This is a genomic window from Amycolatopsis sp. GA6-003 (assembly GCF_046267895.1).
GTDB lineage: Bacteria > Actinomycetota > Actinomycetes > Mycobacteriales > Pseudonocardiaceae > Amycolatopsis.
Genome location: NZ_CP176499.1, coordinates 7,479,291 through 7,498,398 on the forward strand (window position 1 = coordinate 7,479,291; position 19,108 = coordinate 7,498,398).

Here is a 19,108-nt window from a genome sequence, read left to right on the forward strand (position 1 = left end):
CCGGGAACGACGAGGCCCACCGAACCAGTGCCGGGCTCACCTGCGCGGGGCCTACTTGCCGAGCGCGTCCACCCCGGCCTGCGCGAAGGTCTCGTCCTGTGCACCCGACGGCGCACCGGCCACGCCGACCGCCGCGATCGGGGCGTTGTTCGCGTCCACCGGAACCGCTCCGGCGAGGAAGAGGGTGCCCTTGATGTCCTTCAGGGTCGGGGTCTGCTGGAGCCGGCCGGTCAGTTCCGAGGTCTTGGCGTTCCACGAAACCGCGGTGAACGCCTTCTCCTCGGCCGACGAGTACGACTGCGGGCCCGCGCCGTCGCCGCGCAGGGTCACGATGGTGTTGCCGTCGCGGTCGACCACCGCGACCGACACCTTCTGCCCCGCCTTCTCGGCGGCGTTGAGCGCGGCCTGCGCGGCCTTCTGCGCGGCGGCGATCGACAGGTGCGTGGTCTGGACCAAGCCCTTCGGCGCGGCCTGCGCGGCCTGCGCGGGCGCGGCGGCGGGAGCGGCGGGAGCGGCCGAAGCGGCCGAGGTGGCGGCGTTGGCGGCCAGCGCCCCGGTGGTCGCGGCTCCGATCACGGCGAGTCCGCCGACGACGGTGGCGATGCGGGTCTTGGCGGTGAAGTTCTTCATCGGGTGCTCCTTGGCTTGTCCGGCTGACGCAGTCATCGTGCGTCGCCGGCCGCCCTCACCGGATCGGAGTCCCGGCTCGCCTCGCGGCGCGGAACGGCCGACACTCGGGTCATCCGATCGGCTGATGCCGACCGGGTTCGCACCGGTCAGGCTCCAGAGCGGAACGGGAAACGGAGGGCGGCGATGACCGATCGGGACGCGCGGTGGCTGGCCGCGACCATGCACACCGCGTTCTTCCTGCTGCTGGTCGCGTCGATCGTGCGGTACCTCGACCACCATCGCGGCGAACCGGCCGCACCCTGGGTGATCGCGCTGACCGGCTGCCTCGCCGCGGTCTACGCGGTCGGCCTGGTGCTGCGGGTCACCGGGCCGGAGCAGGTGACCGTGCCATATCTGGCCTGGTTGACCGTCGTGACCGTGCTGTGGGTGGTGCTGGTGCTGCTCGCGCCGAGCTTCGCGTGGTGCGCGGTCCCGCTGTTCGTCACCGGCCTCCGCACGCTGCCCACCGGACCCGCGCTGGTGCTCGTGACGCTGGTGACCGCACTGGTGGTGATCTCGCAGAACCGGCTCTCTAGCGGCTTCGACCCGAACCTGACGATCGTGCCGGTGGCCGTCGCCGCCGTGACCGCCGCGGTGATCACGTACCTGCGGCGGCAGGCGGTGCGGCTGCGCGAAACCGAGCGGCGCGCGGGGATGCTGGACGAACGCCAGCGGCTGTCCCGTGAGATCCACGACGCGCTGGCGCAAGGTCTGTCCAGCCAGGCGATGCTGCTCCAAGCGGCCGACCGGGCGTGGGCCGATCCGGATCTGGCCCGGGAGCATGTGCGTGCGGCACAACAGATCGGCGCGCGAAACCTCGCCGAAGCCCGCGGTCTCGTGCAGGACCTCGCCCCCGCCGACCTCGACGGGCATTCGGTCGAGGAAGCCCTCCGAAACGTCGCGGAGCGCGAACCGCAGCCGGTGCGCGTCCAGGTCGACGGGCCCGCGCGGCCGCTGCCCGGCCGGGTGCAGTCCACTTTGGTGCGGATCGCGCAAGGCGCACTGGCCAACGCGCGCGAACACGCCGACGCGTCGGAAGTGGCGCTCACCCTCACCTACCTCGACGATGAGGTCGTGCTGGACATCACCGACGACGGCCTCGGTTTCGACCCGGCCGCCCCGACCGCCGACGGCCGCGGGCACGGCCTGCCCGCCATGCGCGCGCGGGTGACGCAGCTCGGCGGCCGGTTGACCGTCGAATCCGCGCCCGGACAGGGCACCGCCATTTCGGCCGCGATTCCGTTGGGACCAAGCCATGTCTGACGACCAGCTCATCCGGGTCGTGCTCTGCGACGACCACGCCATGGTCCGGGCCGGTCTGCGTGCGTTGCTGGCCGGTGCCGGCGGGATCGAGGTGATCGGCGAGGCCGCGACCGGGCAGGAGGCGATCAATCTCGCCGCCGCGTTGCGGCCGGATGTGGTGTTGATGGATTTGCAGCTGGGCGACGGAATGGACGGGGTGGAGGCGATTCGGCGAATTCGGTCCGCCGCGGAGCCGCCTCGGGTGCTGGTATTGACTACTTACGACACCGACGCGGATATCACGCGGTCTATTGCGGCTGGGGCGACCGGATATTTGCTCAAGGCTGAATCCGCGGATGAGTTGTACGCGGCCATTCGGGCTGCCGCGGCTGGCCGTACTGCGTTGTCGGCGCCGGTGGCGGACCGGATGATGGCGCAGTTGCGGGCTCCTCGGCCGGCCTTGACCGATCGGGAGCGGGATATTCTCGGGCAGCTTGCGCAAGGGGTGGGGAATCGGGAGATCGCGCGCCGGTTGTTTATCAGCGAGGCTACGGTGAAGACCCATTTGGGGCGGATTTACGAGAAGCTGGGGGTGGACACCCGGGCCGGGGCGGTCGCGGTGGCCAAGGAGCAGCGGCTGTTGTCCTGAAGCGCTCGACGGGTCGGGCGGGGGATCGGATTCCAGGAAGGCCTTCACGGAGGGCCGGGCGCGCGGGTGTGACGTGGGGTGACGCGCACCCGTCGCACTGCTAGCGTGGTTGCGCGCGTACGAGGAACTAGGGGTGGGGCTTGATCGACGCGGTTGCGGTGTTTTCCACTGAGGCGGCAAAACTGCTGGCCACCGCCTTGGTCGGGCGGGTCGACAAAGGGCTGGGGAGGCTGGCGGGCATCGCCAGGGCCAAGCTCGGGGCGAAATTCGGCTCCGGGCCGGGCACCGTGGCCGATCTTCGCGAACAGGTGCTGGCCGCTTGCCAGGACGATCCGGTGTTCCGCGCCGAACTGATGGAGGCCGTCGCGCTGGTGAACGCGGCGGAGCGGCGGCCGCCGGCGGCGGAGGGTGTCGAGCCGTTTTTCAATCACGCCGAACACCTTCGTGCGCCGCGCGAATCCGGGATTTGCCTCATTTACGGTCCGGTCGGGTCCGGGAAAACCGAGCTTGCCCGGCAGATCGCCGGGCTCCTGCGCAACCGGTTCCCGGGCGGCTGGATCGAGATCGACATCGCGGAAATGCGCACGGGCGCGGTCGTCGATCTGGCGCTCGTCAAACGCCAGGCACTGCTGAAGCTCGGCATTCCCGGCGGCGAGATCGCCACCGACGACGCTGGTCTGGACCAGCAGTTCGGCTCCGTGCTGGCGACCCGGCTGTTCACCGTCATCCTCGACAACGTCGTTTCGGCCCGCGAAGTCGAACTCTTCCGGCCATTCCGGATGAACCTCGTGCTGGCCACCTCTTCCGTCCGCACCCGGGACCTGGACGCGCTCGACCCCTCGCCGATCCTGCTGGGCGGGCTCGAACCCGAGGGCGCGCGGGAAATGCTCGCGCACTACTGCGGGGCGGTCCGGCTCGATGCCGAACCCGAAGCGGCCGACGCGCTGCTGGAAATGTCCGGCCGGATGCCGTCCGCGATTCGCGAAGTGGGCCTGAGTCTCGCGCGGCACAGCGGGGATCCGTATCCGGTCAACGGAGTCCTCGAGCATTACCGGGCGAACGGGATCGTGGACGCCGAGGGAGTCGTCAAGGACTCGCTCGACCAGACTTTTTCTTCCCTGGCACCGGAAACCGCGGAAGCGGTCGCGTTGCTGGCCGGATTCCCCGGGCACTGGTTCACCCGGGAAACCGCGGTCGCCTATCTCGGGATGCCGGACGATGTCTTCGACGCGGTCGTCAGCGCGATGCTGACCGAACAGGTCGGCGGCTGGCACCGGCTCACCGCACTGGTATCTCAGTACGCGGCAAAGCTTCCGGCAGACCGCGACGCGGCGTTTCTCCGGCTGTTGAGCCATGTCCGGGACCGAGCCGTCGCCGCCGATCTCGCGGGCGACGCCGGACGGTTGCGCGAGTACGTGGTGCCGCCCGGTCTGTCGTGGACACTCGCGGAAAACCGGATCGACTGGCTGCACCGGCATTTGGGCATGATTACCGAGGTGGTGCGCGCGGCCGCTCGGCGGGGGAAGCACGTGGAGGTGTGCCAGCTCGCCGGCGCGCTGGAAGTGTTGATCACCGCGCGCTGGCTGTGGCGCGAGTACGCCGAGATCAGCGACCTCGCGGTGCGCGCGGCGGCAGCTCTTGCCGACGGCGAGCCGCAGGCGCTCTACGCGCGAACGCTGTCCATGCGGGCTAAAACCTGGTTCCTGGCAAGGGCTTTCGACACCGCCGAGGCCGATCTTCGGCAGGCGTGGGAGATCGCCGAAGTCGTGCACCTCCGACCGGCGCGGCGGGAGCGGTTGCAGGCGTCAGTGGCGGAATTCCGGGCGCGGTTTTTCGAGGAACGGGCCGACACTCTCGCTCCGGGAGCCGCCGAGCGTGCCAGCCTGCTCGTCGAAGCCGAGGGCTGGCTGCGGAAAGCCATCGCGCTCGACCAGCACCTCGAACACGGCTACGCGCTCGGCATTCACCATCGAATGCTCGCTTCGGTGCTGATCAAGGCCGGACGTCCGGCGGAAGCGATGGCCGAGATCGAAAGCGGCCGCCGCCACGCCACCGGACGCAACCTCAGCCGGTTGGACATGGTGGCCGCGCGGGCGTTCCTCGCGCTCGGCGACGTGGGGCGCGCACGTGAGTGCTGGAGCCGGGCCCGCGCCGAGCTGAAATCCACCGGCGCGGACCAATACCAGTGGGAGGTCAGGGAAATCGAGGCGCGCCTCCTCGCCGAGGAAGGCCAGCTGGAGGCCGCTCGCACGGCGTGGGGACAGCTGGCCGGCGACGCCTGGAAGCTCGGTCACCCGCGGACGAACGAGTATCTCACTGAATTCGAATCGCTACGCTGACCCGCTGCCGTCCGAAGTCCAGTTCGGACAGTCCTAAGTAGAGCATCGAAACCGCCGCGAGCGGATCGACCTGGCGAGACGCCGGGATCAGTTCGTACCGGCGACCGCTCCGATCCGCGGCAAGACAACGGTTTTCGAGCCGGGCAGCGGCGAATCGCGCGTCCGGCCACTGCTTGAGGACGGCGGCGGCCCAGTCCGGGAAGTCGACCTCGGCGTCGTCGGTGAACACGACAGCCGCCGCCGACAATTCGCGCAGCGACGCACGGGTGTGGTGCGCGAGCACGTGCAGATGATGCAGTCGCTGCGGCACCTCGGTCGCGGGCAGCCGGACGAGCACCTCCGTCGACCCGTGTGCGCGGAGGCCCGCGACGAACGCGGCAGGTTCCGTCCGGTCGGACGGGGTGACCGGGTAGCTGGCGAATTCCGCGGGCGAACTCGGTTCCGGCAGCTTCATCAGGCGATAGCACGCGGCGCGCACCAGCTCAGCCGATTTCCCGGGGACCGCGACCGCCTGCTTGGCGATCGGTTCGTAGCTCCCCGGAACGTGCCGGTCGATCGCGTCGTCGATCTGCGCGGCCAGCGGACGGTCGTCGGCGAGCGAGTCCGCGCGCGCGGCGAGCATCGCGGCGGGAGAGCCGGGAACCGTTGCCGGAGAAGGGCTCCCGGCCATCAGCATCGGCCGATCGAGTGCCGCGGCATAGAGCGACACCGAACTTTCATCACCGATCACGCACGAGGACGCGGTAATCGCGGTCTGCCACCCGGTTTCGGACGGAATCACCAGCAGCCCGGCCTGTTTCGCCTCGGCGAGCCACGCGTCGAGCTGCCACGAGCTGTGCGCCGCCGCGATGCCCGGATGCAGGATCGCGCACACCGTCGTGGTGTCGACCGGAAGCTCGGCGACGAGCCGGAGCGGAAGGTCGGGACGCTGTCCGAGCACCGAGGACGGACCCCAGGTGGACGCGATCGTCACGAGCCGCTTGCCCCGTCCGGCCAGCGCCGCGCGGTACTCGTCCGCCCGGTGCGCGCCGGCCACGAGCCGGTCGAGGCACGGATCGCCGACGACCTCCGCCCGCTCCGCCGCCTCCGGGCTCGCCGCGCGCAGCTGGTCGCGCTGCTCGGCGTGCGCGACCGCGATCAGCGCCGGGACGACCTCGCCGTCGTGCACGAGCCGTTCCGGATTGAGCCCGGCGACGACCGAACTGCCGGGGTAGTACTTCTGGTGCCCGATCCCGTGCGGCAGCAGGACGACCGGGGCGCGGAGCAGGTGGAGATCGTCGTTCTCGCTGGCCGCGATCGCGAGGTCGAACTCGGTGGCGACCGCCTGCCGCCACGGGAGCACCGCGGCGCCCAGCCGCTCCAGCAGCCGGGGAACCCCCGCCCCGAGGATGGCTGGACGCTCCCGGTCGAAGGTGAACACGATCTGGACGCGGTGGTCGCCGCCGAAGAGCGTGAGCACGTCCAGCAACCGGTTGAGCGTCGTCACGGTCCGCACAACCACCAGGACCCGGCGCTCGAAACCGACGGTCAACCAGTGGGCGAACCCAGGATCCACGGGCACTCTCCGTGACAAAAGTCCGGGGGGGGGGTAGGTATCGGCCATCAAACTGGGCACATCACCTGGCGAAACACTGGTGAAGCCTACCTGCCGCGCCGGGCCGCCGCGGGAGCGCCCGCGACCACCGCCCGTGGTCGGAAGATCAGTGTCGCGGCTCCTTGCGCGCCACCCCGGCGAGCAGCAGCGCCTCGTTGGCCTTCTCCGGCGGGAAGGTCTGGTCGTCCGGGCCGCCCGCCTCCGGATGCCACAGCGGGGTCCAGGTGATACCAGGCTCGAGCAGGGCGAAATCCCCGAACAGGCCGGCGATCTCGCGCCGGCTGCGGTAGATCAGGTCGGTGCCTGCCTCGGCGTACCGCTCCTTGGCGTCGGCGAGCAGCTGCTCGCAGTGCGGCGGGACGCCCTCGTGGGTGACGTGGGACAGCGCCAGGTACGACCCGGGCGCCAGGAGATCGCGGTACTCGGCGGTGAGACTGGGCCCGAGGTCGGCGGTGCTTCCGCTGCCGGGCGCGGGCGGCTGCCGGATGTGCAGGACGCAGACGAGCAGCAGCGCGATCGGCCGGTCCAGGTCGATGACACCGGACCCGGCGAGCAGGGACCACAGCCGCCGCGGGTCGCGCAGGTCGGCGTGCAGGGCGACCTGCCGGGCGGGGTCGCCGGTTTCCCGCAGCAGGCTGGTGGAATGCGCGACGGCGACCGGTTCGCTGTCGACATACGCGACCCGCACCTCGCCCGGCGCGATCTGCTCGGCGATTTCGTGCGCGTGCCCCATCGTGGGGAGGCCGGAACCGAGGTCGACGATCTGCCGGATTCCCGCGCGCACCAGATGCCGGACCGCCCGGTGCAGAAAACGGCGGTTGGCCCGCGCGATCGGGCGCACCATCGGATAATCGCGCAGCATGCGCCCGGCGAACTGCCGGTCGATTTCCCAATGAGCGGTACCGCCGAGGTAATAATCGTAGACGCGGGCCACGCTGGGATGGCTGAGATCGATCCCCGGCGGCGGAAAAGACTCGTGCTCCAGGCCAGTCACCAGTTTCTCCTCGTGGTCGACGGCGCGGGATCAGCGTAGCGTCTCTCCGGGCCTGCGGGGAGCGGGCGGACGGGTGCTGAGCAGATCCGCCTCGGCCTCTTCCAGCAGAATTGCCGATTCCTCCGCCGAAAGGGCGACACTCGAAAGGGATTCCCACGATTGCAGATCGGTGTCGTAGGTTTCCGTGTCGTTCATGAACGTCTGGACGCCGTTCGACGTTTCGGCGAACGAACGGTCGAGCTTGTTGTTGGCGAATTGCAAAATGGTGAAATCGGGGCCGACGTGCAACGGGCCTTTGTCGAACGGAACGAACCGGATCGTCGCCCCGGGATGGTTCCGGGAGAGGTTCAGCAGATGCCGGACCTGGCCGAGCGCGACGTACGGATTGTCCGTGCGCGCCCGCGTCAGCCGGTGGACCGCGCTTTCGCTGAGGATGAACTTGTACGTCCGGTCCGGGTAGTCGTCGAGGAGCTTGGCCCGCAGCTTGCGCTCGTGCACGGCGTCGGTCACGTCCGTGCGGCCGTAGGCCTGGAACTGCTCCATCATGTAGTCCTCGGTCTGCAGCATCCCGCTGATGCGCTCGCCGGTCCACTTCAGGACGATCGCGGCTTCCTGCTCGGCCTCGAACACCGGATGGAACCAGGCCGGGCTGGCCGCGAGCCTGCGGGCGTTCCACACCCGGTCGGCGCGGGCGGCCTGGTTGTACTGCCGCATCCGCTCCGCCTCGGCGGAATCGATCCCGAGCACGTCGATCCATTTGTCGAGCAAATGCGGATGGATCCGGGTCTTGCCGCGCTCCATCTTGCTGATGTTCGGCTGCGTGTAGCCGAGGGCGTCGCCGAGTTCGCCCTGGGTCAGCCCGCGTTCGACGCGGGCGGCGACGAGAGTTCTGCCCAGTTCGACAAGCTGGGCCTCGACCGAAAGCCGGCTCACGAGACGCGAGCCGTCCGATCGGGGGAGAAAACGACACCTTTTCCGGGCACGAATTCATGATAGTCCCTCGTATTACGCGCGGCCAAGACGGACGGGCTAGCCCGGACGGGGTGCCGAATGGGGGACCGGGGCGGGCGATCGGCGCGCTCAGCGGTCGAACTGCCCCTCGCGCAGCGCGCCGGCGAATGCCGCCCATTCCCGATTGTCGAAGACGAGCGCGGGCGAACGGCCGATCTTGGAATCCCGCAGCGCGACGACGTCGGGATCGCTGAGATTGATCTCGACGCAGTCTCCGCCGTTGCCGCCGCACGCCGACGGACGCTGCCAGGCGGCGTCGTCGAGCGAAGAACCCACGGTGTTCGGATCGTAAGAACTCATGGTTTCGTCCTTGTCAAGCCGTTGACCTTTTCCGGAATATTCAACCTCAGCATCGAGGACGGAATATGCCGAAGGCAAGGCGAGGACTTGTGCCATGCCGAAATGGCCCGATAGGTTCACCTGTTTGGCGTCGGGACACTTTTCTCGCGGTGATCGAGGATACCGGCTCTGTCCTTTTCCTGGCCGGGATTTGCCCGCCGGGACCGGGTTATGGGCTGCTCGGCGGCTTTCCGGGGAGCCGGGGCCGGGGCGCCGGAAGCCGTCGCGGCCAGGCATGTCAGAATATTCTGCCCAGGCCGGTCAGCCATGCATATTCCAGTCGGCAGATGTCGTGACGGATGCGATGAGCGGGGAACTTCGCGGTGGGTTGGCGGAATGCCAATGTTCTCCGGCGGTCCGGGTTTTCGCGGGAAAATCACTGGTCAGGGCTCTCGGTGGCGGGGTGTCGCAGTTCTGCTGCGAGCGCTGGACGGCAACCGCATCCTACCACTCTTGTGAGTGATGAAAATGCGTTCCCGATGCGCTAGGAATCGCCGCTGTCTCCCGGTTCGACGAGCGTTTCGGCCCCTGCCGAGGGCTTCGCGTGCAATGCCGCGGCGCGGCTGTTAACGCAGGCAGAGGCAGGTCGGAACGCGGTTCGCCGGCGGAGATCCGAAGTTAGGCCGGGGAGTTCGTGTTCGCCGAAGTTACCGCGACTGCCGCGCTGAACCGGTGGACTGGTCTCGCGCACCGTAGTTCGTCGTGTCTCTTTGCCGTTAACCGACGGCTGCGCGCCGCTTGGCGAGACAACCGTCAGTGGGTATCGAGGTCTGCGCGCACTCGTGACCAAGATGGGAACTGGGTCACGCGCCCGGAGAAAAAGGTGTGGCCCCCTGCTGGAACAGGGGGCCACGCGGACGTCTGCTATCCCCTTCTAGGCAAAGGAACAGACCGGATGACTGTACCGCTGGAGAACACCGGCCCGCTAGACGACGACCGCGCCGGACGGGTGGAACGCGTCGAATTCGGGGCGGCGGTCGCCCCGGCGCGCGGCGGTCGCCGCATCGCCACCCGCGAGGAGATGCTGGCCGCCGCGACGAAAGTCTTCGCCCGCCGCGGCCCCGGACGGCATCGCAAGCCGGTCGCCCGGCGCCGGTGGGTGTGCGCGGCGTCCGAGACGCTGTCGTGGCTGGCCCCGGTGTTGTGGGGGTGTGTGCAGGTGACTTTCGCCGCGAGCGTGATCAGCGCCGTGGCGCTGCTGATCAGCCCGGTGGTCGGGGTCGCGGTCGCCGGGCTGGTGCTGATCTGCAGCGCGGTGCTGTTCAACCAGGCCCGGCCCAGCCATCGCCGGTAGCTTTTTCTCTTCCGGGCGCTCCGTTGCAGTGGATCCCGTGCCGGAGTTCCAGGTGCCGCTCTACGGAGCCGACCTCGCTCCCTGCGTCGTCCCGTTTTTCGTTCTCCGACACCTCTTCCTCTCTCAGGGAGCTTCCTCATGCCCGGCGAAAGCCTGCGCGCCTTCATCCACGCCCTGCCCAAAGCCGAATTGCACGTCCACCTCGTCGGTTCCGCCGGCGTGGACACAGTTCTCGCTCTCGCCCGCCGCCATCCGGAAGCGGTCGTGCCCGCGGATCGCGCGGAGCTGGAACATTTCTTCGCATTTCGCGATTTCGAGCATTTCCTCACGGTGTACCGGGCGGTGCAATCGATGCTGAAAGACCGCCACGACATCCGCACGCTCGTGCTCGGCCTCGCCGCTGAACTCGCCCGCCAGAACGTCCGCTACGCCGAAGTGACTGTCACGCCGTCCTCGACGGCATGCCGGGCGACGAATTGCTCACCGGGCTCGTCGAAGGCCGCGCCGGCGCGAAGGCGGAGCACGGCGTGAATTGGCTTGGTGCTTCGACATTCCCGGGGACAACGGCGTCCGAGCCGGACGGGAGACCGCGGTGTTCGCGCTGCGGGAACGCCCGGACGGACTGGTGAGTTTCGGCCTCGGCGGCCCGGAAATCGGCGTCGGCCGAGCACAGTTCGAGCCGTTTTTCACCGCCGCGCGCGAGGCGGGCCTGCACAGCGTCCCGCACGCCGGCGAAACGAGCGGGCCGGCGACGATCTGGTCGGCGGTGCACGACCTCGGCGCGGAACGCATCGGCCACGGCACGAGCTGCGCGGCGGACCCGGAGCTGCTGAGATATCTCGCCGGACACCGGATCCCGCTCGAGGTGTGCCCGACGTCGAACGTCCGGACCCGCCAGGCGCCCTCGATCGCCGCCCACCCGGTCCGGCGCATGCTCGACCACGGCCTGGTCGTCACCCTCAACACCGACGACCCGCCGATGTTCGGCGCGACGCTCGAAGGCGAGTACCTTGCGGTGGCCACGGCGCTCGGCCTGCGGGCGGCGGAGGTGGCTCAGCTGGCGAAGAACGCGGTGGAGGCTTCGTTCCTCGGGGCGGCGGCCAAGTCGCAGATGACGGCCGAGATAGACCTGGTGAGCGGGGCCGGGGAGCCTGATTGATCCGCAGGTCGGGGAGCGGATCGCTCAGCTCGCGGTGCGCACCGGTTCGGCCGCGTCCGTCGCTTGTTCGCTGACCTGCCGAAGCAAGCTCAAGGCCTCTTCCGAAGCCGACCCCGCCGGCGTCGTGCACACGATCAGCACCTGCTCCGGCGACCGAGCCACCGACAGCGTCTGCTGCGTCACCGTCACGCGGCCGACCACCGGATGGCGCAGTTCGTACGAATCGGCGTCGCAGGGGCCGACCCGGTGGTCCCGCCACAGCGAGACGAACTCCGGGCTCTTCATGGTCAGCTCGCCGATCAGCTCGGCCAGCAGCGGGTCGTCCGGGTGTTTCCCGACGGCGACGCGCAGGTTGCCGACCACTGCGCGGGCCTTGCGTTTCCAGTCCGCGTACAGCTCGCGGCAGTGCGGGTCCAAAAACAGCATCCGGCTCAGGTTTGGGCGCTGGGCCAGGTCCAGGTGCCCGGCCAGCAGGGCGTGGCCGAGGCGGTTCCACGCCAGCACGTCCGTCCGGCGGCCGAGCACCAGCGCGGGGACGCCGTCGACCGCGCGGAGGAGGTCGCGCGTTTCGTCGGCCAGTTTCTCCGGGCGGGGACGGCGTGGCTGAGGAGTGCGGCGGGCCGCGTCGGCGAGGCGGTCGAGGTGGGCGCGTTCGTGGGTGTCCAGGCGCAGGGCGCGGGCGATCGCGTCGAGTACCTCGGCTGACGCGCCGCGCGAGAGGCCCTGCTCCAACCGGGTGTAGTACGAGACGCTGACGCCGGCCAGGTGCGCCAGCTCCTCCCTCCGGAGGCCGGCGACCCGGCGGCGCGGTCCGACGTCGGGCAGGCCGACGTCCTCGGGGCGCAGCCGGGCGCGTCGTGCGTACAGGAAGTCTCCGAGTGGGCCGGCGGTCATGGATTCCACTATCCACCGCGTGAGATATCACTGCCACTCCCTGCGCAGGGTAGGAAAACGCGGGAGTGGTCCCGGCCGCCCGGGCCGCCCAGTCTCGGTCGCATGGACGAGATCATTCTGGGCGACGTCACGGTCACCCGCGTCAAGGAGTTCTACGGGTCGGTCGAGATGAGTCCGGGCCAGTTCTTCCCGGACAGCCCGGCGGGCGCGTGGGACGAGCACCGCGGCTGGCTGGCCCCCGATTTCTGGGACCCGGACACCGGCGAATGCCAGTCGGCGATCCAGTCCTGGCTGCTGCGCAGCGAGGGCCGGACGATCCTGGTCGACACCGGCGTCGGCAACCACAAGGACCGGCCGTACGCGCCGGTGTGGAGCCGCCTCGACACCAGCTACCTGGAGAACCTCGCCGCCGCTGGTATCTCACCCGAGGACGTTGACGTCGTGATCAACACCCACTTGCATATCGATCACGTCGGCTGGAATACCCGCCTCGAGGGCCGGGACTGGGTGCCGACCTTTCCGAACGCCACCTACCTGATGCCGGCGCGGGACTTCGAGTTCTGGGACCCGGCCAACGAGAACGAGACCGTGCTCGGCCGCGGCAACCAGAACGTCTTCGAGGACAGCGTCGCCCCGGTGCGCGAGGCGGGGCAGGTCCAGCTGTGGGACGGGACCTGGCGGATCGACAAGAATCTCCGCCTCGACCTCGCTCCCGGGCACACCCCCGGTTCGTCCGTGCTGACGCTGGAATCCGGCGGCGACCGGGCCCTGTTCGTCGGCGATCTGGTGCACACCCCGCTGCAGATCGCGGAGCCGGAGACCAACTCCTGTTTCTGCGAGGACCCGGCCGAGGCGCGGGCGACTCGGCGCACCCTGCTCGGCCGGGCCGCGGAGGACAACGCGCTGCTCTTCCCCGCGCACTTCCCCGGATCGGGAGCGGCGGAGGTCGAGCGGGACGGGGCGAAATTCGCGATCAAGAAGTGGGCCGGGTTCTCCCGGATCTCCTGAAGGAAGTGATTCTGGTGTCTCAGCGGGAAAATCCGATTGTCGAGACCGCGGCGGGCGCGGTGCGCGGCATTGTTGACGATGCGGGGGAGCTTTACCGAGCCATTCCCTACGCGGCGGCCCCGGTCGGTCCCGGCCGGTTCGCTCGGCCCGAGCCGCATCCGGGCTGGTCCGGAGTCCGCGACGGTACCCAGCCGTCGCCGACCGCTCCGCAGCCCGTCCGCGACTTCGGCCGCCTCGACCTGACTCCGTACTTCGGTCCGGGCTGGGTGCGCGGCGAGGAATATCTGACGGTCGACGTTCGTACGCCAGCCGCGGACGCTGGTAACCGCCCGGTCATGGTCTTCGTGCACGGCGGCGGGTTTGTCACCGGTTCGACCCGCGCCGCGCTTTACGACGGCAGCGCCTTCGCTCGCGACGGCATCGTGCTCGTGACGGTGAACTATCGGCTCGGCATTCCTGGTTTCCTTGCTCTGGAAGGGGCTCCGGACAATCGCGGGCTGCTCGACGTCATCGCCGCGCTCCGCTGGGTGCGCGACTCGATCGCCGCGTTCGGCGGGGATCCGCGGAACGTCACGGTGTTCGGGCAATCGGCCGGGGCCACGCTCACCGGTGCGCTGCTCGCGACTCCGGAAGCGCAGGGACTGTTCCGCCGCGCGATTGTCCAAAGTGGAAGCGGCACGGGTGCGTTCACTCCAGAGCAGGCGCGCCGGGTCACTACCGCTGCGGCTGCCGCGCTGGGTGTTGAAGCGACTCCAGCGGCGTTCGCTGAGATCTCAGACGAACGGTTTCTGGATATCTTGCCCGCCCTCGCCGGACTGGACTTGCGTACCGCCACCGCCGCGGACCCGCTTGCCGGGCTGAGCGCGTTCAGCCTGGTGCTGCCGGTGCAGCCGGCGGACAGCCTGGTCAACGACGTCGACCTGCTGATCGGCACGAACACCGAGGAGGGGCGGCTGTACCTGGTGCCGCAGGGAAAACCGGACGGTCCCGCCGACCAGCTGGGCGAGTTGCTGTTCGGAGCTGGCACCGCTCGGATGGCACAGGCGCACGCTGAGATATCAACGAGCCGAACTTATGTCTATTCGTTCGGCTACCGCTCCACTGCCTTGGACGGACGGCTCGGTGCGGCGCATACGGTCGAGCTGCCGTTCGTCTTCGATGTCGCGGACGAACCGTGGCTGCACGGCGACACCGGCCTGCTCGGCCCGGACGCCGCTCCGGCCGGTCTCGCCGCGGAGGTGCATGGCGCGTGGGTCGCGTTCGCGAAGGAGGGGAATCCGGGATGGGTGGCATATGACGAGCGGCGGCGTGAGATACGTCGGTTTGGCGGTTGAAAGTCGGGGCAGGGGAATCCGCGGGGCGGCGAATTCGCTATCTCGGATGCGGTACGCGACAACGGTGCGGAGCTGTTTCCGGGACCAGTCGCTGCGGGGCGGCGAAATCTCACCGACGCCGGACCACGTCGCGCGACCTCGGCGGCGCCGTCCTGATCGACGGGTGGCTGGGCGCTGAACCGTCGGTTCCTTCCGCTGCTCCCAGCAGGTGCTCCCGACGATGATCGGACAGCGGCGCGGAGTGATCATCGGTGGGTCGTCGGTGAACGCGCACACGCACGTCTGCGCGTGGCCCGAGAGGTCATCGGGTTCGTCGCGCTGCGGATCCGGCTATCGGATGCACGACAATGTCGAACCCGGCTTCCGCACCTGTCTCCGCGACCCGGCTGACGGGTTCGGTTCGGTCTCGCCGCCCTGGCCTGGCGGCACCGAACCGTGCGGCAGAGACGGGGGAGCTGGAACATCACGAATCCGCGGGACCGATCTCCAACGGCGCGGCAGTTCCGGCGGCGAGTTGCTGCCGCTGGGTGACGGCGTGGTCGAGCTGCCGCGCCAGGTGCGGGACGTTCGCCGAGGTCAGGTAGGTCTCCGCGCCGGCGTCGAGCAGCCGCCGGACCGGACCGTGGTAGCTGACGCCCAGTTCCGCGTCCTCGACCTCGGCGAGCACGACCCGGGCCTTCGGGAACTTCGCCCGCAGGTTCCCGATCAGCTGCGGGCTGACCGGCGGCACGAGCAGCACGTCGGCGGTGGCCGGCGCGGAGTGCAGGTCGAGCACGAGATAGTCGGGGCCGAGTTCGGCAGACAGCGACATCCGGGCCGAGGCCGAGAGCTTCATCGCGGTGGCGACCACCGTCACGTCGTCGTACTCCGTCCGCGGGTGCCCGGGCCGCGAACCAGCGTTGGAGATCGTCGCGACCGGGTCGCCGTCCCTGGTGAGGACGAGGTTTTCGCCGGGACTGAGTGCGTCGATGAGGTCCACGACGTCCGCGGGAAGCCGTCCGATGTCGACCTGCTGCGCACGCTCGCCGGTCATGACCCGGCCAACTGTCTGGACCCCAGCGGCTCGGCGGACACAGGTGGTGGCGTCGTCATGGAACTCGATCATCCCACAACCGCGGCACCTTGTCCGGTCCTTCGCGCGAGCATGGGTGATGGCGGTTTCTCGCCAGCGCTTGCCGCTCCGTCCTTTCTACGCTCGGCCCGTGCATTCAGATCTCAGCCCGCGTCTTCGCGGTTCGGTCGTCGGGTTCGTCTCCCTCGCCGCCGCGCTGGGCACCGCCGCCAGTTACCCGCTGCAGCCCGCCATCGCCGAGGTCGCCGACGCGCTCGGCACGTCGCTCGGCGCGGTCGGGGTCGCGCTCGCCTGCGCGCCGATCGGTTACCTGTGCGGACTCGCGCTGCTGGTGCCGCTCGTCGATCAGTTTCCGCCGCGCTACGTCCTGTCCGGACAGTTCGGTGCGCTCGCCATCGCGTTGGGACTGAACGCGATCGTCGGCGAGGCGTGGTTGCTCGGCCTGGTGCTCGGCGTGCTTGGCGCGTGCTCGTCGGTCGGCGCCGGACTGAGTTCGGTGACTGCCCGGCTGGCGAGCCCGGACCGACGAGCTACCGCGCTGGGAATCGTCACCGCTGGTATCTCAGCGGGAATCCTCGCGGGCCGCATCGTCGGCGGCTGGCTGGCCGACCTGATCGGCTGGCGCGCGATGCTGGGGGTTTTCGCTGCCGGATGCGCGGTGGCCGCGGTCGCGGTGCTGCTTGTGCTTCCGTCGGTGGCCGGTGCGAACAATCGTGGCTATCTCGCCACTTTGCGTTCGATTCCCGGACTATACCTGCGTTATCCGGCTCTTCGGCTCGCGGCAGTGCGCGGCACGCTCTGGTTCTTCGCGTTCTGCGCGGTGTGGTCCGGGATCGCGGTCGCTCTGTCGAAACCGCCGTTCTCGTATTCCGCCGAACGCATCGGCTTGTACGCTTTCGCTGGCATATCATGAATTCTCGCCACCCGGGTCGCGGGCGCTTGGACCGACCGCGTGGGTGCTCGCCGGGTCGTCCTTTGTGGACTGATTCTCGCTGGCGTTGCCAGTGCGGTGCTTGCCTTCGCGCTGCCGAGCACTGTTTCGACGCTGGTCTGTCTGGCTCTCTTCGACGCTGGTCTTTTCGCCGCGCAGGTCGCTAATCAGAGCACGGTCCTGGCGATCGAGCCGAACGCGCCAGCGCGGTTCAACAGTGCGTACATGGTGGTGTATTTCGCTGGCGGAAGCCTGGGCACCGCCTTCGGCGCGACGGCGGCGGAGCGGATCGGCTGGCCGCTAACGTCGCTCACCACCGCAGCGGTGATCGCGGGCGCGGCTGTGGTCACCCTGGCCTACCGGACGCGGGTCGATGCGGTATCAGCTCCGGCGAGTTGAGATATCACGAAGCGGCAAGGAGAAGCGCGGCCCGTACCGCTTCCTCAAGGTGCGTGCTTGCCGCTTCGCCGTGCTGCAGCGCATCCTCGGCTAGTTTTCCCAGTCCTCCCAACAGAACCAGGGCGCGGACTCGCGACAGCGGAGCACCTCCGGACTCTTGGAATTCTTCGCCGGCCGAGATTGCGCGTACGACGTTGACGTACGCGTCGTGGTTCAGACCGGCGGAAATCGGGGCGTCCAGCAGCGGTACGTCGCGGAGGTAGCTCAGCGTGACGGCCGGTCGGGCATCCACGACGCCGATCCAGGCCGTGACGAGCTGGCGGACCTGCGTCTGCCACGGGGCGGTGCGGTCGACCGCGGCGGAGATCTGCGCGCATCCGGATTCGGCCGCTTCATTGAGCAGGGCGAGCAGGCAGGCTTCCTTGGAGTCGAAATGCTCGTAAAAGCCGCGGCGCGAGGTGTGGGCCCGGCCGACGAGGTCGCCGATCGTGATCTTCGGAAAGCGTTTTTCCGCCAGCAGCGACTCCAGCGCGCCGGTGAAGCGGCTCCGGTAGGCGCCGGGGCGCTCGACGGGCGTTTCCGGCTCTGCAGCGCGTGACACCGCGCGGGTCCTTCCTGTCCGCGGTTGTCCCGCGATTCTACCAGTCCGGCAGCGGACGGTATTCGGAAACGGGTGCCGAATATCCGTCGAAAGCAAGGAGGAAAGCACCCGGCGGCATTCGGCGGTGCTGGCTGGTCTGAGTGGCAGTAACCGGCGCGACGCTGCGGGAACGGCTACGCCATCCCAGTGACGTCGCGGAAAGACGTTTGGCCGCTTGCGGGCACGTTCGGTAGTGTTTTGTTCCAGCGTCAGATGGGGGAGTCGAGCGCTAGGGGGATCCCAGGTGTTTTCACCGCTTTTCTTCACACCGCGCACGAGCCGCGGCGCTCTGTGACGAAATAACTGTCGCCGCGGGTCAGCGGGCTCACGACGGCGGGTGCGTATGCGCCGGTCCTTCTCGTCCGCGCCTGCCCGCCGGAATGGTCCGGTGCACACGTCCCGTCGGCGTTGGGGGCCGACGGGCGCGACGGGGCTGTTCCGCCCGGCATTACTGCGCCGGGGTAAACCTGAATGGTTTCGCTCAGGCCAAGGGGAGCACTCCGCTCAAGGGGGTGGAAAAGAATGGGGATCATGACGATGGGGCCTGCGTCTCTGAAGATCGCCGGGGTGGCTTCGGTCGCTTCGCTCGCGGTCGTCAGGTCCGCGGGAATCGTTCGGCCGCGAACGCGTCGCCGTCGCCTCGGGAAGGGCTGCTCCTCGGATTGCAACCACCCGACGAACTGCCACCGCTCGACGGCGGCCATCGGAGCCGCCAAGGACAAGCGGTACGGGTTTCTGGTCCAACGCCCGCGTCAGGGCGGCTGGGCTTGCCCCTGCTGCAACCCCAACGCGTGATCGTGGCTTGACGTCTCCGGGCACGATCACCATGGTGCGGTGCCGGGCCAACGGGGTCCCGGCACCGCATCTCCACCGCAGCGGCATGCCCAAGCCGACCGCGAATAGGCCTTGCTGGTGGCGACCGGACGGGTCTGTCCGGCGAACTCAGTCTTGCGCAGGGGCGCGCGGCGGACAGCGCAGTGGTTCAGCGATCGTCTCGATGGAAAGCAAGCCGGAAACATCGGCGTGCCAATGGTCGCCAGGCGTCCGATTGGTCGAATCGGGAGTCGCCGCGCGGCGAGCGACCGGCGGAAGCTGGTCCAATGCTGAGAATTCTGGCGTACCTCCTGGCTGCAGGGAATCAGACTGCGCACCGTCAATCGAGTGTGCCCTTCGGATCTCGGCAAAAGAACTCCGCAATGAGCCACAGGACGCGCCATCGCTCGCCGTTCGGTCTGGCGATCGTCCCGGTGCTGGCCGTGGTGGTCGGGATCGGTTACTGCTCAAGGTAATGCGGCTTGACCGGCGGCACCGGCCGCAGCGACGGAGGGTCCGGCGGCGTGCCCGGCTCGTAGTTGGGAGCGTCGACGAAGATCGCGCCTGCCTGGTCGAGCAACGGATACAAGTCCCGAGCCTCGGCGACCGACTCGGCATTGCCGCTGGTTTCCATTTCCTGCTGGTCGTTTCCGATCAGCCACGGGTGGTCGTCGTGGCGGCGCACGACGAAGCGGTGTACGCCGGTGCCGGACCTTTCCGCCCACCG

The 19,108-nt window shown here is 69.0% G+C and carries 17 protein-coding genes and 1 pseudogene; 9 read left to right on the forward strand and 9 right to left on the reverse strand.

The window, feature by feature from the left end:
- Positions 1-51: 51 nt before the first annotated feature.
- The gene (locus F9C12_RS33905; protein WP_409463109.1) at positions 52-630 is read right to left on the reverse strand and encodes a GlcG/HbpS family heme-binding protein; all 579 of its coding nucleotides are present in this window, start codon (positions 628-630) and stop codon (positions 52-54) included.
- Between the two features lie 183 nt (positions 631-813).
- On the opposite strand from F9C12_RS33905, the gene F9C12_RS33910 reads away from it, so the two are divergent.
- The 3 genes from F9C12_RS33910 to F9C12_RS33920 all read left to right on the forward strand — a co-directional run bounded on the left by F9C12_RS33910 (position 814) and on the right by F9C12_RS33920 (position 4,899).
- Positions 814-1,932, forward strand: coding sequence for a sensor histidine kinase (locus F9C12_RS33910; RefSeq protein WP_409463110.1), 1,119 nt, complete (start codon positions 814-816; stop codon positions 1,930-1,932).
- Positions 1,925-2,560, forward strand: coding sequence for a response regulator (locus F9C12_RS33915; RefSeq protein ID WP_409463111.1), 636 nt, complete (start codon positions 1,925-1,927; stop codon positions 2,558-2,560). The genes F9C12_RS33910 and F9C12_RS33915 overlap by 8 nt, the downstream gene beginning before the upstream one ends.
- 140 nt (positions 2,561-2,700) lie before the next feature.
- Positions 2,701-4,899, forward strand: coding sequence for a hypothetical protein (locus F9C12_RS33920; RefSeq protein WP_409463112.1), 2,199 nt, complete (start codon positions 2,701-2,703; stop codon positions 4,897-4,899).
- Here the strand turns inward: F9C12_RS33920 and F9C12_RS33925 are convergent.
- The 4 genes from F9C12_RS33925 to F9C12_RS33940 form a co-directional block, all read right to left on the reverse strand.
- Positions 4,874-6,454: a hypothetical protein gene (locus F9C12_RS33925; protein WP_409463113.1), complete on the reverse strand. Its 1,581-nt coding sequence runs from the start codon at positions 6,452-6,454 to the stop codon at positions 4,874-4,876. The two genes, F9C12_RS33920 and F9C12_RS33925, sit on opposite strands and share 26 nt — an antisense overlap.
- Before the next feature lie 145 nt (positions 6,455-6,599).
- On the reverse strand, positions 6,600-7,487 hold the full coding sequence (locus tag F9C12_RS33930) for an SAM-dependent methyltransferase (RefSeq protein ID WP_409463114.1): 888 nt from the start codon (positions 7,485-7,487) through the stop codon (positions 6,600-6,602).
- Positions 7,488-7,517: 30 nt separating this feature from the next.
- A complete protein-coding gene (locus F9C12_RS33935) occupies positions 7,518-8,420 on the reverse strand; it encodes a Scr1 family TA system antitoxin-like transcriptional regulator (protein WP_409185831.1) in 903 nt (300 codons plus the stop codon).
- 147 nt (positions 8,421-8,567) lie between these two features.
- Complete coding sequence (locus tag F9C12_RS33940) at positions 8,568-8,798, reverse strand: DUF397 domain-containing protein (RefSeq protein ID WP_409463115.1); 231 nt, start codon at positions 8,796-8,798, stop codon at positions 8,568-8,570.
- Between the two features lie 934 nt (positions 8,799-9,732).
- On the opposite strand from F9C12_RS33940, the gene F9C12_RS33945 reads away from it, so the two are divergent.
- Both F9C12_RS33945 and add read left to right on the forward strand, forming a co-directional pair.
- The gene (locus F9C12_RS33945) at positions 9,733-10,131 is read left to right on the forward strand and encodes a hypothetical protein (RefSeq protein WP_409185833.1); all 399 of its coding nucleotides are present in this window, start codon (positions 9,733-9,735) and stop codon (positions 10,129-10,131) included.
- Positions 10,132-10,269: 138 nt separating this feature from the next.
- Positions 10,270-11,290 (forward strand): annotated as a pseudogene (gene add / locus F9C12_RS33950) (adenosine deaminase).
- 24 nt (positions 11,291-11,314) lie between these two features.
- On the opposite strand, the gene F9C12_RS33955 reads toward add, so the two are convergent.
- On the reverse strand, positions 11,315-12,184 hold the full coding sequence (locus F9C12_RS33955) for a helix-turn-helix domain-containing protein (RefSeq protein WP_409463116.1): 870 nt from the start codon (positions 12,182-12,184) through the stop codon (positions 11,315-11,317).
- A 102-nt stretch (positions 12,185-12,286) separates the two neighbouring features.
- Between F9C12_RS33955 and F9C12_RS33960 the strand changes: the two genes are divergently transcribed.
- Positions 12,287-13,192, forward strand: a complete 906-nt coding sequence (locus F9C12_RS33960) for an MBL fold metallo-hydrolase (RefSeq protein WP_409185835.1) — start codon at positions 12,287-12,289, stop codon at positions 13,190-13,192.
- Positions 13,193-13,206: 14 nt separating this feature from the next.
- Positions 13,207-14,526, forward strand: coding sequence for a carboxylesterase/lipase family protein (locus tag F9C12_RS33965; protein ID WP_409463117.1), 1,320 nt, complete (start codon positions 13,207-13,209; stop codon positions 14,524-14,526).
- A gap of 463 nt (positions 14,527-14,989) precedes the next feature.
- Here the strand turns inward: F9C12_RS33965 and F9C12_RS33970 are convergent, their stop codons facing one another.
- Entirely contained in the window at positions 14,990-15,631 is a 642-nt protein-coding gene (locus F9C12_RS33970) for a hypothetical protein (RefSeq protein WP_409463118.1), read from the reverse strand.
- Positions 15,632-15,728: 97 nt separating this feature from the next.
- Here F9C12_RS33970 and F9C12_RS33975 point away from each other — a divergent pair, with 97 nt between their 5' ends.
- Both F9C12_RS33975 and F9C12_RS33980 read left to right on the forward strand, forming a co-directional pair.
- Positions 15,729-16,511 carry an MFS transporter gene (locus tag F9C12_RS33975; RefSeq protein WP_409463119.1) on the forward strand — a complete coding sequence of 261 codons (783 nt, stop codon included), beginning with the start codon at positions 15,729-15,731 and terminating at the stop codon, positions 16,509-16,511.
- Between the two features lie 39 nt (positions 16,512-16,550).
- On the forward strand, positions 16,551-16,928 hold the full coding sequence (locus F9C12_RS33980; protein ID WP_409463120.1) for a hypothetical protein: 378 nt from the start codon (positions 16,551-16,553) through the stop codon (positions 16,926-16,928).
- A gap of 4 nt (positions 16,929-16,932) precedes the next feature.
- Here F9C12_RS33980 and F9C12_RS33985 read toward each other — a convergent pair whose 3' ends face one another.
- Positions 16,933-17,637, reverse strand: coding sequence for a TetR/AcrR family transcriptional regulator (locus tag F9C12_RS33985; protein ID WP_409463121.1), 705 nt, complete (start codon positions 17,635-17,637; stop codon positions 16,933-16,935).
- 1,204 nt (positions 17,638-18,841) lie between these two features.
- Positions 18,842-19,066 carry a hypothetical protein gene (locus F9C12_RS33990; RefSeq protein WP_409463122.1) on the reverse strand — a complete coding sequence of 75 codons (225 nt, stop codon included), beginning with the start codon at positions 19,064-19,066 and terminating at the stop codon, positions 18,842-18,844.
- Positions 19,067-19,108 lie beyond the last annotated feature (42 nt).